Origin of the sequence: Streptomyces griseiscabiei, assembly GCF_020010925.1 — a bacterium.
GTDB classification, from domain to species: domain Bacteria; phylum Actinomycetota; class Actinomycetes; order Streptomycetales; family Streptomycetaceae; genus Streptomyces; species Streptomyces griseiscabiei.
In genome coordinates this window covers 50,783-67,247 of the sequence record NZ_JAGJBZ010000005.1, presented here as the reverse complement: position 1 = coordinate 67,247, position 16,465 = coordinate 50,783, and the positions used below count along the sequence as shown (strand labels likewise).

At 71.5% G+C, this 16,465-nt stretch carries 9 protein-coding genes; 7 read left to right on the top strand and 2 right to left on the bottom strand.

What is annotated here, in order from left to right; all coding sequences use genetic code 11:
* Positions 1-458 precede the first annotated feature (458 nt).
* The 7 genes from J8M51_RS43015 to J8M51_RS42985 all read left to right on the top strand — a co-directional run bounded on the left by J8M51_RS43015 (position 459) and on the right by J8M51_RS42985 (position 14,323).
* On the top strand, positions 459-1,328 hold the full coding sequence (locus J8M51_RS43015; protein WP_455568217.1) for a ParA family protein: 870 nt from the start codon (positions 459-461) through the stop codon (positions 1,326-1,328).
* Entirely contained in the window at positions 1,321-2,214 is an 894-nt protein-coding gene (locus tag J8M51_RS43010; protein WP_129260276.1) for a hypothetical protein, read from the top strand. The genes J8M51_RS43015 and J8M51_RS43010 overlap by 8 nt, the downstream gene beginning before the upstream one ends.
* 543 nt (positions 2,215-2,757) lie before the next feature.
* On the top strand, positions 2,758-3,600 hold the full coding sequence (locus J8M51_RS43005) for a hypothetical protein (RefSeq protein ID WP_086752082.1): 843 nt from the start codon (positions 2,758-2,760) through the stop codon (positions 3,598-3,600).
* Between the two features lie 663 nt (positions 3,601-4,263).
* Positions 4,264-6,780: a hypothetical protein gene (locus J8M51_RS43000; RefSeq protein ID WP_086752084.1), complete on the top strand. Its 2,517-nt coding sequence runs from the start codon at positions 4,264-4,266 to the stop codon at positions 6,778-6,780.
* Between the two features lie 133 nt (positions 6,781-6,913).
* Positions 6,914-8,230, top strand: coding sequence for a helix-turn-helix domain-containing protein (locus tag J8M51_RS42995; RefSeq protein WP_143673068.1), 1,317 nt, complete (start codon positions 6,914-6,916; stop codon positions 8,228-8,230).
* Positions 8,231-8,945: 715 nt separating this feature from the next.
* On the top strand, positions 8,946-13,127 hold the full coding sequence (locus tag J8M51_RS42990; protein WP_143673069.1) for an SNF2-related protein: 4,182 nt from the start codon (positions 8,946-8,948) through the stop codon (positions 13,125-13,127).
* Positions 13,124-14,323 carry a hypothetical protein gene (locus J8M51_RS42985; RefSeq protein ID WP_267300045.1) on the top strand — a complete coding sequence of 400 codons (1,200 nt, stop codon included), beginning with the start codon at positions 13,124-13,126 and terminating at the stop codon, positions 14,321-14,323. The genes J8M51_RS42990 and J8M51_RS42985 overlap by 4 nt, the downstream gene beginning before the upstream one ends.
* A gap of 260 nt (positions 14,324-14,583) precedes the next feature.
* Here J8M51_RS42985 and J8M51_RS42980 read toward each other — a convergent pair whose 3' ends face one another.
* Both J8M51_RS42980 and J8M51_RS42975 read right to left on the bottom strand, forming a co-directional pair.
* Positions 14,584-14,787, bottom strand: a complete 204-nt coding sequence (locus tag J8M51_RS42980) for a hypothetical protein (RefSeq protein ID WP_060880876.1) — start codon at positions 14,785-14,787, stop codon at positions 14,584-14,586.
* 382 nt (positions 14,788-15,169) lie between these two features.
* Positions 15,170-16,441 carry an endonuclease domain-containing protein gene (locus tag J8M51_RS42975; RefSeq protein WP_164992624.1) on the bottom strand — a complete coding sequence of 424 codons (1,272 nt, stop codon included), beginning with the start codon at positions 16,439-16,441 and terminating at the stop codon, positions 15,170-15,172.
* Between the last annotated feature and the right edge of the window lie 24 nt (positions 16,442-16,465).

Here is a 16,465-nt window from a genome sequence, read left to right as displayed (position 1 = left end):
CTTCACGGTCTTGTGGCTCTGCTGCCTCGCGCGGGCACGTGGCGTTGTCACCCCGCCGTCTTCCAGACCAGCGCTTCGCCGCGCCCCACAGCTCCGCTTCACGGTCTTGTGGCTCTGCTGCCTCGCGCGGGCACGTGGCGTTGTCACCCCGCCGTCTTCCAGACCAGCGCTTCGCCGCGCCCCACAGCTCCGCTCGTGCCTGCGGCAACGCGATGAGCCCTTCTCAGCACCTGCGGCACCACGGCCGCACCCTTGGGGCGCCAGGACACGCCCAGACGCCAGCCCGCTCCAAAGAGCTGTTACTACGTGGCAACCCTCAGAGGGACAACACGGACGTTCCCTGCCACTCCGAGTGCCTCAACACGGCGAGCGTCACTACGCCGTAGGATGTGCGCGATCGTAAGGACAATAGGGAGAGCGCTATGTGGATTTTGGCCGTCGCCACGCAAAAAGGCGGCGTGGGCAAGACGACAACGACAGTGAACCTGGCAGCCCGACTCGCTATGGCGGGGAAGCGCGTCCTGGTCGTGGACCTGGAGCCGCAGGCGCAGGCAGGCACCGCTCTCGGAGTCACGCTCGCCCCCAGGGGCCCCGATGTCGCTCATTCTCTCGGCTGGATCATGCAGTCTGTGCTCCAGGGAGTGGACGACCCCGACATCCTCCCTCACGTACGCGACGTCTCGGCGATGCTGGAGCCCTTCGAGGGAGCCGGCACCCTCGCCGTTCTCGCCTCGCTCGAGCACACGATGACCCGGGCGCAGGAGTCCTTCGTGCAGTCGCAGGACGTCGACACCTACATCCTCCGCAAGCTCCTGCAGAGCGCTGCCGGCAAGTACGACATCGCCGTGATCGACACGCCCCCCGCCGTCTCCAGCCTGAACCTGGTCGGTCTGCAGGCATCGGACGCCGTCATCACCCTCTGCAACCCCGAGTACGCCACGGTCAAGGGGGCACGAGTCCTTCGATCAGCAGTCGAGGCGCTCGGGAAGGCAGAGGGCCGCCCCACGTTCCTTGGAGCGCTTCTCAACCGGGCGAACCCGCCTACCTCTGAGACTCGCGAGGACGCTGACGTCCGAAGCATGATGCTCCAGGGCAACCTGTTGCCGTTCAACGCAGAGATCAGGCGTAACCGCCTCATCTCGAAGGCGTACAGCACCGGCGTTCCGGCAGTCGTCACCGCCGGCGGAGTGGTCGCCCGTTCGTACACGGCCCTCACAGAAGAAATCCTCCAGCGCCTCGCGACCCCTGGAGACCAGTGGCGGCTTCCGACGCCGCGGGCTGAGCACCTCGACGTCGACGATGCCGAGGGAGCCGTGACCAATGCCTGACGAGAAACCGGCCAGGTCTCGAGCGAGGAAGAAGGCGGCACCGCTCGGCGGGAACCTGTTGGACAACCCGGCATTCGCCGGTGCCGATGATGTTGTCGGCTACTCCGTCTTTGGTCAGCAAGCTGAGCACTCGCCCGTGCCGGCTCAGCAGGACGCTTCGTCCGAGGCGCATGCACCCGAAGTCACTGAATCGGCTGGTGAAGCAGGGCCCCGCACAGAGCAGGTGGGGGACAGGGCGGCGTCCGAGGCTCCGCCGGCCGACGACGTCGCGACGCCTCCCGCAGGTGAGGATGAAGATTCCTCCCAGTCGCCCGGCAACGCCGACGACGGCAAGGGCGAAACCTCCGCCAAGAGCATCCCGAAGGAGCCTGCGAAGAAGCCGAACTCCCGGAAGAAGAAGCAGGAGAGTACGCCTGAGCCGACCGACGCGCACCGCGCTGTGGCCCACTCCTGGACCGAAAGCACGCTCGACCTGATGCTCGGGGCTAGGGAATGGTCGTCCGTTCCTGTCCGCCTTACCAAGGGGATGGCACAGGAACTCACGAAGCGAATGGTCAGTGACTCTGCAGCAACAGGCAAGCGGATGACGCAGGCCGTGTACGTCGACGCCGCGTTCAGAAGGCACCTGCCGAAGACCATCGAGGAGCAGGTGGCACTGGCGGCAGCCTATGTGCGTTCAGGACGCGTCGGAACGACTGGAAAACAGTCAACGTATCGTGTCGGACCGGACATTGCGGAACTGGTTCAGTCCATGCCCATGGACATGAAGTCTGCAGGGCGAGGACGCACCGCCGTCCACGTGTTCTCGGCTGCTGTCCAGCGCCTTCTCGACGAACTCGAGGAGGACGGACCTCTGATCTGGCCGGAGGAAGACGAGGAGCAGTAGCTTCACATCCTCGCCGCAGCATCACCTGGTGCCCCCCTGTGCAGCACAGGGGGGCACCAGTGCGTGCGCCACATCGCCCTGACCAGCAGACATAGGGATGTCGATAGGTTACTGAATAGGTACCTAAGTAGGTACATAGTTAGTCAGATAGGCAGCTAGGTAGGCACCTTCCTACCTAGCTGCCTATCTACGTAGGGATGCAGGCTCGCATGTCTCAAGCCGACCTCCATACTCAGCTTCGCCCGTAGCGCTAACCCGCCTAACCCTGACGTGGTTCCGAGACGCAGCGTCTCATCCGCCCCACTTCACACAGCTCTTTCGATACGACGTGAAGAGATCAACGCTTCAGCGAGCGAACGAAACGCGCGAAACGCCCACTTGACGCCCTTGGCGCGCGCGGACGTTGATACGGCGTAACATTCCTCGCGACGGTGCGACTCGCGGACCGATCACATGCGGATCGAGCGCGCCGCGGCGAACTCAGGAAGGAGCCCTTCGATGTCGAGCCCTACGGACGGACGCAGCGGCCACACCCCACATCGCGTGGCCACAGCTGCAGACGTCAACACCCGCTGGGTGTCTGGAGCCATCAACGAAGGCCTCGTAGACGGATCGGCGCTCGAGGGCGAAGACGTCATCGTGATTCGGAGCTACGCGTTCCTGGACCGCATCGTCTGGCCCGGCGAGCGCCGCGACCCCAAGGACTCACGGCAGACGGCCTTGTGGCAGAAGCTGGCCCTCAACACCGTGCGTGACGCCCTCACTTCACCCGAGACGAACCCGGACACCGTCGTTTGGGCCAGCAAGGAGGGAGCCGTTGCTACTCACACGCCGCAGGACGCGGGGGCCTACGCTGCCCGGACGTCAGACCGCACGGTGGTCAAACTCCCGGTCGGAGCATGGGCAGCTGCCCTCCCGCACCCGTTTGAAATCCGTTATGCGACGCGAGACTTCGACGAAGACACCCGCATCGTGTGTCGCGCAGCTGGCACTCCTCTGTCTCTGCTGCAACGCCTCGCGGCCGCGGATCTGGCTGACCTGCACCACCTGAGTGCACACGACGTAATCGTGCTCAAGGCGGCTGCGTCATTGGATGGTGTGGCTTGGTCGCAGACCGCCTTCACCACAGGACTGCACCAGGGATTCGCCACGTGGGTTTCTGCCGCTCTGCGAGCCGCACGCCAGGCCCTCGCAAGCCCGGAGCTATCGATCCACACAAGCGTATGGGCAACGCCGAACAACGCCGTGGTGACCCACACCGCAGGGGAGGCCCTGAAGTGGTTGATCGACGAATCGGACGATCACCCCTTCGTCCGTCTTCCCGTCGGCGCCTGGGCGGACAGCACAACAGACCCCTTCCTCGACGCCGCTCCCACAGCGGAGTGACCTGCCCAGCGAAGCAGACAACGGCGGCCCCTGAAGAACTGGGGCCGCCGTTGAGAGCCGCTTCGGATATGCCGTCGCGGGATCGTAAGGACAGCTCCAGTATGCATGCACCGCCGGGAAAACCCAGATTCACACAGCTGCCACCGACGGGCGAAGCGCGCTCCAGGCCGGCTTCGTCCGTACTGGGCGCCCGTGTGTCCGGGTGGGAAGCCGAGACGCGGCGGCTTCCCACCCGGACACACGGGCGCCCGACCTTTCGCGCTGAAGCGATCGCCGCCTTTGTGATGACCGGATCTTTTCCACAGGCCTCCTGCCGCAGAGTCATCCGAAACGCGAAGAGCCCGGGACTGACGATCCCGGGCCGTTCGCACTGCGTGGAGGGGGTGTTGGTCAGCCAGATCGCCAGCTGAATGCCGGTGTCGCCGGGTCCGTCTCTCGTGCTTGCCCTAGCCAGTCGGACCGCGGTGACGGTGCCCCCTTCCCACCTCGATTATGGAGCAGATCATCGCTGTCCGTTCGAGGGCTGGCTCAGTCATGCCGAAAACGGCTGATCGGGCGGCTCGTTCTAAGCGTTCTGGCTCGTCCTGGCGTCGCGACGCGCGCGCGGACGGGGTTACTGAGTTGGCGGGTCCGGTCCCGGAGTCGGGTCCTGGAGATCCGCTGGTGCTGAACCGGGCGATGCGGGCCCGCCTGCACGCTGCCGTGCGGTGTCTCCTGGCGAACAAGTCCCTTGAACGAGCGCCGGATTCGGTCCGCCTGGCCGCGGTGGTCCTGTTGGCGAAGGCGCCGGCGCGCAGTGCCGTGCTCCGCCTTCGCGCGGGGGAGATGGGGCGGTGGCTCGGGTTTTCAGAGTCGTACGTCGACCACAAGGTGCTGCCCGCGATGCGCGAGGCCGGCGTGGTGGAGACCGAGGCGCTGACCGAGGAGTCCGGTCGGGTGACCGGCCTTGAGTGGAAGCTGCTTCCGCTGCTCGCCGCGCGGGAGAGCGGCGATCCGATGCACCCGCTCGCTTTGGCCCGTAAGGACCTGGCGACGTTGTTGCGGTTCTGCGAGGCCCTGTTCGCGCCGGGCTGGGCCCCGAAGGACGGTCCGGTGACGCCGCCGGGGCTGCTTGCGGTTCGGCGGGGGAGGGGTGCGGCGACGGACCGGCTGGCTCTGCTTCTCCTTGCTCTGCAGACCCGGCCTGACGGTCGGGTTCGTCTGGTCGGCGGCTCGGTGAAGGAGGGCCGCGGGCGGGCGGACGCCACGGTCGCCAAGGCCCTGGGCTGTTCGGTTTCCGGCGGCGGGAAGGTCGTCGACCGGCTGGAGCGGCTGCAGTTGGTCGAGGTGGTGCGCGGGACGACGGAGTCGGGTCAGTACGGCAAGGGCCGGCTGGTGGTGCCGGCGATCGCGTCCGCGTTCGGGCGCGGTGCGGCGCCGCAGGTTGTCGTCGAGGACGGCGTCGAGGAGCCGGAGCCTGCCGCGGCCTGTCCGTCGTGTGCGCACGGTTCGCCGCACGCGGAGGAAGCCGAGGACGAGGGTCCGGTGCTGTCGGGGGAGGGCTGGCAGCAGGAGTCGTTCGACGATGTCGAGCCCGAGGATGTCCAGCGCCCCGCTGCTGCACTCGGGGATCTCGAGACCGAGCCGGCCCTGGAAGGCCCGGTGAACAGCGGGGAAGAGGCGCCTGAGACCGAGCCGGAGCCCGATGTGGCCGAGCGCCCTGCTGGTGCACCCCTTCACGCTCTCCACGCGCCGGTGGTTACTCTCTCTGGTTCTCTCTCGCTTCATGGTGGGTTTTCCGGCGAAGCCGATCTGGGGTGCGGTGATCTGCCGGAGCGCGCGGGCGCCCGCGAGGACGAACGGGAGCGCACCGAGGTCGGTGCGGCTGCGGTTGGTGGCGGGCTGGGCGGCCCGCTTCGCGGGGAACAGCAGCAGGAAGTAGCGGGATCGTGGGGGAAGTCGGGCTCGGCGAAGGCCTCGAAGAAGCAGGCGGGGACGGTGGTGTTCGTCCGTCCGGCGTCGCTGCCGCGGGGCTTGGAGTCGGTGCTCGCGCCGATCCGGCCGGTGTGGGAGCGCATCGTCCGGCCGGCGGCTCAGCGTCATGTGGCTGCGGCGGTTCGCGTGCAGCTGGGTGTGCTGCGGGGGATCCTCGGCCCGCAGGACGCCGAGGAGGCCCTCGCCGAACGGCTTGAGCGGCGCCTCGATCAGCAGATGGGCCGGCCGGTCACCGATCCGGTCGGCTGGATCCTGGGCCGGGGCCTGGTGCAGCGGGCGTGGTGCTGGTCGCAGCTGTGCGACGAGGGCCGGCGGATGGACTCCGGCGCCGACTGCCCCAGCTGCCAGGTCCTGATCGGTGACCGGCGCGGCCTGCGGGCTCGGATCGCCGCGGAGACCGCCCGGGAGCTCGCCGGTGCGGCGCCGCAGGTCCTGCAGGCCGAGACCGAGAAGCGGCTGAACGCTGCGGTGACGTACGAGGCCGCGGTCCAGGCGGAGCGGCACGAGCAGGCCCTGGCCGAGCAGCAGGCCCGCGCCCGGGTGATCGAGCAGCGCCGCGCCGAGTACGCGGCCGCCGAGCGCGAGCGCCTCTCCGCGCCGTGTGCCGACTGCGGGATCCCGGATGCGGCCGGCCGGTGCCTGCTGTGCACAGAACGCCGTGCTGTGGAGCGGGCGTTGGCCGAGGCGGTCGACTTCGCGGTGATGGCCCGCGCCGACCTCACCGACCCGGTCGCGGTCGCCGATGCCACCGAGCGGTGTGCGGCCGACACCCGCACGCTCCTGGAGCGGCACCTGGACGTGCAGCGCGCCGCCGGCATCGAGGAGGCCGGGCTGCTGCTCGCCGCGCGGGAGATCGCCGAGAAGCTCCGCGAGCAGCGCCGCGAGAGCCTGAACGGCCGGCTGATGCGTTCGACCGAGGCCGAGTGGGAGGCGGACAAGGCGTACGAGGCCAAGATGCGCTCGGCGCACCGGTACCCGACCCGGGCGATGGCCCAGTCGGCCGCCGAGCAGGCCGCGGACGAGGCCCTGGCGCGGACGGTTCAGGTCTTGTTTGCCGACCGGGCCCGGCAGCTGCGGATCGCCCGGGGCGAGCAGCCGGCCCGGCCCGCTGTGACGGACTGGGAGAGCCGCTGTGCCGACCTCGCCGGCCAGGAGCTCCCCGAGGACCGCGTCGAGCGCCAGGTCCTGGAGGTGAGCGCGGCGTGAACACCCTCGCCACCCTCACGGCCCCTACGCTCTCCGGCCCCCCGCCGCCGCCCTCGTCCTCACCACCGGGCCCTCGCCCGCAGACCCGGCTGCTCCGGGACGTGGTGTCCCCCCTGCGAGCAGGGGAGATGCCATGAACACCAGGACTCTTCCCCGCGCCCGCCGCACTGCGCCGGTGCCGGTGTGGGAGCGGCGCCCGCTCACCCGACGGTCCCGACGGCTGCTGCTGGAGGGCGACGTCGAGGGCCGGTACGCCGGACGGGACGATCCGGACTCCGGCTACCGGCTCACCATGGCGCTCGCGCTCGCCTGTTCGCAGCCGGGCCGCGAATGGGCTCCCGCGGACTTCCACCAGGCCCTCATCTACACGCCGACCCGGGGCGGCTGGTGGGCGCGCAGGCTCCGCGAGCGCAAGGGCGCCCAGTACGCGGAGAACAAGCTCACCGCGATGCTGGAGAAGGCCCGCGAGTTCGCCGCCCGCAACACCGCGATCACCGGCCGCCCGGACGCCCTGGAGCAGATCAACGAGGTCCGCCATGTCGTGGAACACCTCGCCTGGCCGGCCCGCGGCGGGGGAGCGGTCGACCAGAAGAACATCGCCGCCCGCCTCACGCTGTGCGAGCGGGCCGGCGGACTGGAGCACACCACCGCGCTGCGCCCGCACGCCGAGCGGATGGGCTGCGCGAAGTCGACCGCCGAGGCCAGCGACAAGCGGCTCGTCGACGCCGGGTGGCTTCAGCTGCTGGAGGCCGGCACGGGGAAGAACCACGGCTCGAGGTGGCGGTTGAAGATCCCCGACCACGTAGCCGAGCTCCTCGCTCGTGCAGCTCCGGGACACTCCCTGCCCCCCACTCCCGGGGAGTTGGCAACTGTCCCGGATCCGCACACCTTCACCGACACGGCCGCACTCGCCTCGGTGATGGCCCACGACGCCTTCCACCACTTCGCCCACGGCACCAGCGGCGCCCGCATCCTGGCCTGCCTCGACGTCACAGAAGGACTGGAGCCCGCCCAGCTGCAGCAGGCCACCAGCTTGCACCGCACCACCGTCGCCCGCCGTCTGGACAAACTCGTCGCCGACGGCCTCGTCCGCGAATGCGAGGGCCTGTACTACCTGGCCCCCGACCTCGCCGGCCCCGTACGTCTCCAGCCCGACGACAAGGTCCTCACCGAGGCCGCCGAGCAGCAGGGCACCGCGGGCTTCGGCGAGCGCCGCAGAGCGCGGCACGCCCGCGAACGCGCCAACTACCAGCGGTGGATCGCCGAACGCGCCACCCGTGCCCGCCCCGTACGACCACGCCCGGTGCTCGTGCCCGAGGGAGTCGTCGACCCCGACACGGGCGAACTCCTCGACGAACGATGGCGCGGCTGGGACGTACGAGATCGCTACCGGCCCGTCTGGACCGGACCGGCACCCACCGACAACGGGGAAGCAGGGCGCGCCGCATGACCAGGACATCCAACTCCCAGCTCGGAGAACAGCGCGCACCCCGCCCGACCCTGACGCGGGTGGCACGCTCAGAGACCGACATGCCCCATGGATCCCTCGCGCCGAACGCCGCACGGACTCCAGCGCCGCACAATTGCGGAACTCAGTCCCTGTCCGTCCCTGAGACCCGGTCCACACCCCCGCTGAGCTGCGACGACGGCCGAGGGACTGAAGCAGGGACCGTTGAGGGACCGGCCCCGGTTCCCGGAGCTGCGGCCCCCGCCTCCCGTCTGCAGCCCGGACAGCTCTCCGCTGAGACCGACATCGTCTGGCTCCTGCCGCTCGACGCACTCGACTACGTCCGCGAGAGCCTGGAGATCATTAAATGCCGCTCCGGCAAGCCCCCCGTACCACGGACACGGACGCCTGGTCGGCTACGCCAACTTCGACCCGAGCACCCGCGCGACCAGGGACATGGGGCGGCCCCCTGCCCGACGCTCCGGCCACCACCCAGGAGGCGGCGTGCGCGCCACGACCCGATGCCCCCGCCCGGCCCGCGACGGGGAGCTTCGAGGCGCAGCGCCGGACGTGTCGGTGTCCTCCCTTACTGTGGCGGAGTCCTGGCCGTCAGTGACCGACCCAAGGTACAGACGCCGACGGACCGAGCAGGAGCAGGGGAGTGGGAGTGAGTTTCACGGTGGCAGCCGGCGCCCCGACGACATGGGAAGGCCGGGACGTGAGAGCGCTGGACGCCGAGCAGTGGCACGAGGCACTCAAGGAGCTCGCCGGATCGGACGCCGACGACGCGGAGTTGGCCCGCGACGCGCTCCGGCGCAGCCGCGCCGGCCTGCTGAGCGTGCGGGACATGCGGCTCGTGCTCCTTGCCACACCGCACGTTCCGGCCTGGGCCCCCGCACGCCAGGCCGTCATGGACGCTTTGGCCGGCAACCCCGAGACGGCCCGGCAAGTCCTGGCCACGCACACTCAGGTGGAAGTGTGGCCGCCCCCGCGGTTCGAGGAGACCGCGCCGGAAGCCGAGGGTCAGGTCATGGTCGCAGCGGTGGTCGGCCCGGCCGAAGCCCAGGTCACCGGTCCCGCGCAGAGCGCTCCGACCAGCCGGGAGGCCAAGGACCGTGCCGCGCTCGCCCTGCTGGCCCGCCTCTCCGGCACCCCGTTGTCCGGCGACGAGCCGGACGGCAACGGCGAGATGGAGCGCCTGGTCCTGCCGGGCATGCCCACGGAGGTCTTCGAACAGCACTTGCGGCGGAGCATCGAGGCCGGGCGAGGTCCTGGTGCCGAGCTGCAGACTGAAGCCCTGCGCCGCGCCCGTGCCGGCCGGCTGCGTCACCGTGACCTGTACCTCCTGCTCCTCGACGCCCGCAGCCCGGCCTGGGCAGCCGTACGCGAAGCCGCACTCCAGCGGGCAGCAGCCATGCCGCCGGCCCCCGCCCGGCTCCTGCACTGGCACGCCGAGCAGCACGGCGAGGACCACGGCCTGACCTACCAGGAAGACGTCGACGAGCAGGGTCTGCACCACACGCGAGCCCTTCTCACGGCGGGGGAGGGGAAGTCGACCGGCCCGGTGCGCTCCGCCCCGGCGCGCAAGACCGCCCGGCACCGTGCGGCGTGCGCGCTGCTCGCCCTCATGGCGGACCTTCCTGAACCGGCCTACCCGGACGACGACAAGCCGGCGACCACGCCGAAGGTCACGGTCCCCGGTCCAAGCCAGGACCCGATCAAGTACCTCAACAAGCACCACCAGCTCGACACCATCACCAAGCCCGAGGCGAGCGTGCGCACCATCGGTCCCCGCAAGGAGGTCACCTACTCCTGCCGGCACCGGGCGACCGACACCCCGGTGAAGGCGACCGCCGCGGGCGCGGACAAGACCGAGGCACGCCGGGCGGCGGCGCTGAAGCTGCTGCGTAAACTCCACACCCTCGACCACGCCACCCCCACGCCGGCACCGGACACTGCGAGCGCCGGCAAGCGGCGTGCGGTCCGCCCGGACGGAACCTCCAACCCGCCGACCTCGGCACCAGCACCCACCCCTCGTTCGCCCGCGGCCCCGCAGCGGGCCGTCCTCGACGTGGGCGACAAGCCGGCGTCCGTGCTGCTGCTGGATGCCGTCACTTCCGGGTGCGCGCTCACGTTCGTGCCCGGCGGCGCCGGCCGGCTGGCCGAGTGGCGGGTGCAGGACAACGGCCGGCTGGCGCTGCCGACGACCGGCCTGCCCCATCCGCTGACCGCCGAGGCCGGCCCCGACGGCCAGGCCGGCTGGCGTATCCCCCTCCTTGAGGGCTTGCCCGTCCTGCGGGGAACGCACCACGGTGCGAGCGTGACGGCGGTGTTCTGGCAGCGCGCGATCCATATCGCCCTGCAACTCATCGCCGCCCAGCTGGTCTACCCCGCTCAGCACGACGACGGCCGGGCGGCGTGGCGCGTCGGCCCGATCCCGCCGAACGCCCAGCAGGCCCTGACCGAGCTCGCCGTCGCCGCGCCCACCGGCGCGACGCCCCCCGGACTCCCGGCCCGCCAGGCGCTCATCGCCGCGGCCGACGCGATCGCCGACACGCTGGTCCGTACCCCGGCGGCCGCTCTGTTCGGTACCGGCCCCTGGACGCACCCCGACCAGGGGCCGGTGGACGCCGAAGGGGAGGTGGGCGTCTGGCTGGACAGCGTGGAGGACCAGGTCGACGGCGGCCCGGCCCCGCAGGTGATCCTGCGCATCAAGGACCCCAGCGACGACGAGGCCGCCGTCGGTCGACTCACCGCCGAACTGCACCTGGCGCCCGCGGACGGCGACGCCGCCCCCGACGAGGAGCCGGTGCCGGCCGCTCTGCTCTGGTCGGGAGCGGCCCGCCTCGCCGGCCAGCAGCCGGACACGGTCCGTCCGCGCGTCCGACGCGTCCTGCGAAGGGCCGCCCGCCGGTGTCCCGTGCTGGCCTCACTCGCCGCCCAGGACCATCCCGGGCGGCACACGCTGAACCCGGCAGCCATTGAGGCGCTGCTGGAGCAGGAAGCCGAACTCGCCGAGCACGGCGTGCGGGTGGCATGGCCCGAGGACCTGCGCACCGCCCTGCAGACCGCCGCGGTCATCGGCACCGAACCCGCCACCGGCGCGGCCGGACACCGCCAGGCAGGGGAGGCGCCCCGGTTCAGCGTCACCGCGCTCCTGGACTTCCGCTGGCAGATCGCCCTGGACGGCGTGCCATTGAGCGAGGAGGAGATGGACGCCCTCGCCGAGGCGGCCCGGCCCCTGGTCCGCGTCCGCGGCCGCTGGGTCCTGGCCGACCCCGTCCTGCGCCGGCGCGCACGCCACCGCCTGCTCGCTCCCCTGCCCGGCACCCAGGCGCTGACCGCCGCCCTGACCGGCACCATCACCGTCGACGACACCATCGTCCCCTGCCGCACGGCCGGACAGCTCGCCCGCATGATCGAGGTACTCAGCGGCGGCGAACACCACCCCGAACCCGTGCCCGTACCGACCGGCCTGCGCGCGACGCTGCGCGGCTACCAGCAGCGGGCCCTGACCTGGCTCGCCCACACCACCAGCCTCGGCTTCGGCGCGGTCCTCGCCGACGACATGGGCCTGGGCAAGACCCTCACCGCACTCGCCTTCACCCTCCACCACCAGCAGCACACCCCGGGCCCGACCCTGGTCGTCTGCCCGGCGTCCCTGGTCACCACCTGGTGCCGCGAGGCCGCCCGGTTCACCCCCGGCCTGGACGTCGTCGCCTACCACGGACCCGACCGCACCCTGGATGAGGTCACCGACACCACGGTGGTGGTCACCACCTACGGCGTCCTGCTCCGCGACACCGCCCGCCTGGCCGGCCGCACCTGGTCGCTGGTCATCGCCGACGAAGCCCAGAACGCGAAGAACCCCGCCTCCGCCACCGCCCGCAACCTGCGCGCCCTGCCCTCCACCACCCGCCTCGCACTGACCGGCACCCCTGTCGAGAACAACCTCTCCGAGCTGTGGGCCCTGCTGGACTGGGCCAACCCGGACCTCTTCGGCACGCTGAAGGCCTACCGGTCCCGGTGGGCGAACGCGGCGGAGAAGGACCCCGGCGGCGAGAAGGCCCTCGCACTCGGCCGGATCGTCGCCCCGTTCCTGCTGCGACGACGCAAAACGGACCCCGGAATCGCCCCGGAGCTCCCCGCGAAGATCGACCAGCCGCGCCTGGTGGGCCTCACCACCGAGCAGGCCGGCCTCTACGAAGCCGTCGTGCGCGAAACCCTCGAGCAGATCCAGGCATCCCGCGGCATCACCCGCAACGGCCTCGTCTTCAAGCTGCTCACCGCCCTGAAGAAGATCACCAACCACCCCGCGCACTACCTGCGCGAAGACCCGCAAGCCGCGTCAGGCGCAGCCGAGTTCACCGCCCGCTCCGCCAAGACCGCGGCCCTGATGGACCTCCTCGAATCGATCCGGACCCGCTCCGAGGCCTCGCTCCTCTTCACCAGCTACGTGAGCATGGGACACCTGCTTCACCGCCACCTCGACCGGCACGGCTACGACCCGCTCTTCCTGCACGGCGCCACCACCCTGCCCGAGCGCCAGCGCATGGTCGACGCCTTCCAGGCCGGCCAGCACCCGGTGATGATCCTCTCCCTCAAGGCCGCCGGAACGGGACTGACCCTCACCCGCGCCGCCCACGTCATCCACTACGACCGCTCCTGGAACGCCGCCGTCGAGGACCAGGCCACCGACCGCGCCCACCGCATCGGCCAGCAGCAGACCGTCACCGTGCACCGCCTGATCACCGAGCACACCGTCGAGGACCGCATCGACGAACTCCTCACCCACAAACGCGCCCTCGCCTCCGCCGTCCTGACCGGCGGCGACCGCGCCCTCACCCAGCTCACCGACCGCGAACTCGCCGACCTCGTCACCCTGGGAGCACGCCGATGAGCGCCCGCACCACCGACGTGTGGGCCCGCGCCCTGACCGCCACGCTCACCACCCACGCCGACACCGCGACCCTGAACGCCGCACGCCGTCTCCTCACCACCACAGGCACCCAGCTCAACATCAACAAGGGCTTCGCCACCGCCAAGTTCCCCCTGGCCGACGGCCGGCCCGTCCGCCCCCGTCTCCTCGTCGAGGAACTCACCGAGGCGCAGTGGGACCGCATCGAAGCAGCGATCGCCACGCACACCTCCAGCATCATCGGCGACCACCTCGCTGACCCCGACCGCACTGCGGGCATTCCGCTGCTCCCCTCCGCGCACGACCTCACCCACACCTGCACCTGCCCTGCGGCGCCCGCCGGCCCGTGCGCGCACACCCTCGCCGTCGGACTGCTCCTCGCCGAACGGCTCCGCGCCGCGCCCGCCCCGCTGTTCACCCTCCGCGGCCGCCCCTACCAGCACATCAAGAAGAACCTGCGCGCCCACGGCCACTCCACCGCCGCGGCCCGCGTCCCCTCCCCGCACCGCGCCCCGACGTCGCCTGCACGCCCCACCGCCGACGCCGCCCCGTTCGTTCCCCCTCAGCAGCCTGCCCCGATGCCCGAACCCGTCGAACTCGACCTCGCCGCCGCCCGCCCGGTTCTTAACGGACCGCTCCCACCGCCGCCCGCGCCGCTGCCCGAACTACCCGCCCAGAACGCCCTCGTCGCCGACGCCGCCCACCGAGCCCGAGCACTCCTGGCCGGCACCGACCAGCCGACCGGCACCGACACCGGCAGCGACCTCGCCCGCTTCACCGCCCTCGAACACGGCGCCCCGTTCCGGCAGGCCGCGATCGACCACCTCGGCCTCGACGTCGTCGCCATGGGGCACCTCACGCTCGCCCACACCCACGGCGGACCCGCCGGCGCCTCCGCCTACCTCCACCGCTACACCGTCGACCACGACGTCCTCGCCCGCGCCCAGGCCGACATCCAGCCCCTTCGGCCCGCCCCCAGCGCCACCGTCGAATGCGAGGACAACCACCTCACCGACCAGGCCGCCGGCGTCCAGCTCCGCTACGGACCCGACGGCCGCTGGCACCCCTACCTCGCCCCGTACGGCACCTGGCAACCCGTCCCCGGCCCCTCCGCCTGCCCCGCCGACGCCTACCGCGCCGCGCGCACCGCAGCCAGGGCGTTCCGCCGCACGCGATAGCCCCCGGTGTCGGTCCCCGCCGATACGCTTTTCCGTAAGACCCGGCCCCGGGAAGGGCCGGGACGCTGCGTGTCCACTGCCAAGGGCGCGCAGCGCGCGGCTGCCGACGGGTGGTTCCCGACGCAGCGCACGTCCTGGCCGTGGCAGCGGGCGGGACACCGCCTCGGATGGCAAACGAGGCCGGCCGGCCCGCCCCGGACAACCGGTGCGGGCCGGCACCCCCTCACCACCCCCAGGTCAGTCGAAAGGTCAGTCGAACTTCAGGCGGCGGCGTACGTCGTCGGCCTCCTGCTCACGCACCCCCGCGATGATCTGCGGGGGTGCTCGGCGTCGAAGGCTGCAAGCGCGTCGCAGGCCCGCTCGTAGGCCGTCTCGTTCACGGGCTGCTGCCGGTAGTAGATCCCCGGGTCGCCGCCCTCGGCGTCGTGGGCGCGGGCCGGCTGTTCCGCATCGGCCTCGAGCACGGCCGTCGCCTCGGCCGCGAGAGCCGCGCGGGCCCTGCATAACAGGCAACTTCCCAATGCCGATTGTCAAGCGCGGTTTGGCAGCACGCGGGGCCGGACCTTGTGGATCCGATCCCACTCCAGGCCGTGCCCGAGACCACGGACAGTGGAGTCGAGGCGGCCCAGTTCAGGGTGCAGCGCGGTGAAGGGCATGGAGCGCGTCTCCCGGCGACCCGGCGTACTCGCGGCGTATCTGACAGGACACCAGGTACCAGGCGTCACCGACAGAGGCCCCGGGCCTGGTGCTGGCCGGGGCCCCGGCCGCCGGGCGCCCGCCAGGGAGCCGCACGCCCGGCACCGGGGCCCGGTATGCGGCCAGCGCCCGCCCGGCCCGCGCCGTGCTTCAGGCGGTGTGCCCGGCCGCCGGGCGGCTCCTGCTCGCGGAACCGCTGGTCCGCCTCCGTCCGGCAGGCGCCTCCGCCCGGCCCGTGCACCGCCCGCCCTCGGAGGCTGCCGCCGCCCCGGACAGCGCGGAATCGACGACACCGCGCACCAAGGCGTGCGCTTCTCCCACGGTGACGCTCCTCGTCCACGCCGGCACCCGGGGGTGCTGCCGGCACCGCAGCACGAACTGGTACGCCCCGTCCGCCCCGTCCGCCGCGCCCGCCGGCGTCACGGCCGGCTGCTCGGCACAGCGGCCGTGCCGCTCCGTGCGCTCCAGGTGCGCCTGGACGACCGCCGGATGGTACTGCTCCGGCAGACTGCGTTCCGCCCGGCAGCCCGGGCAGCCCAGCAGGTACCCGACAGCTCCCTGCCGCTGCAGGAAGACCGCCTCGAACTTCTTCTTCCCCTCGCTGGTGTTGCAGCTGCCGCACAGCGGGCCGCGCACGAACTCGTGCTCCTCGCTGTGGCAGTGGTCCCACGCCCACGCGCGTTGCGCCCCGCAGAGCCGGCACAGGTACTCGGCGGCCCGGTGCCGGCTCTCGCGGGCCCACTGGTAGGTCCTGCCGGTCAGCTGGCCCTCGTAGCGGGGCACGAGCGCCCGGGAGCAGGGCGGGCAGCGTGTGACGTAGCCGGTGTCCTCCACGGTCCGCCAGCTCCCGTCGGCCGGCCCCCGCGTGCCGCAGTCGCGGCAGATCCGGACCTGCTCGGCCAGTTCGTTCTCTTGCGCCTGCCAGCGGTCCAGGAGCTCGGCGTAGGCCCGGGGAAGCACCCACTGCCCCTGTGCCCGGCCCAACAGCCGCAGCGGCAGCGTCCCGCCGATGCTGAACACGTCGACCTGGGCGCCCGGAAACTCCAGCGCGCCGGGCCGGGCATCCGGCCACGGCGCCGGATCCTGCCCCGGATAGACACGCCGGGCGAGGTCGGCCAGCCACCTGCCCAGCTGGGCCCGCCAGTCGGCCTTCGGTGTCCATTCGGCGTTCGGCAGGTCGACGGCGACGACGTCGTCCAGGTCCAGCGGCAGCTGCCGAGCCGCCCGGCGTACGTCCTTCTCCAGGTAGTGCCAGCGTCCGTGGTGCTTGTAGCGGGGGACGTGGACATCACCGATGAGGACGTCGCCGTGCGACTGGTACCGCGGCCGGGCCCGGGTGAACTCGCGAGGAAAGACAGGGATCGGTGCGCCCTGGGTCAACTCGTCGAACAGGGACAGTGCTTGAGAAGGAGTCCTGTACATGCCGCCGACCCTCGGCCTGGCGCC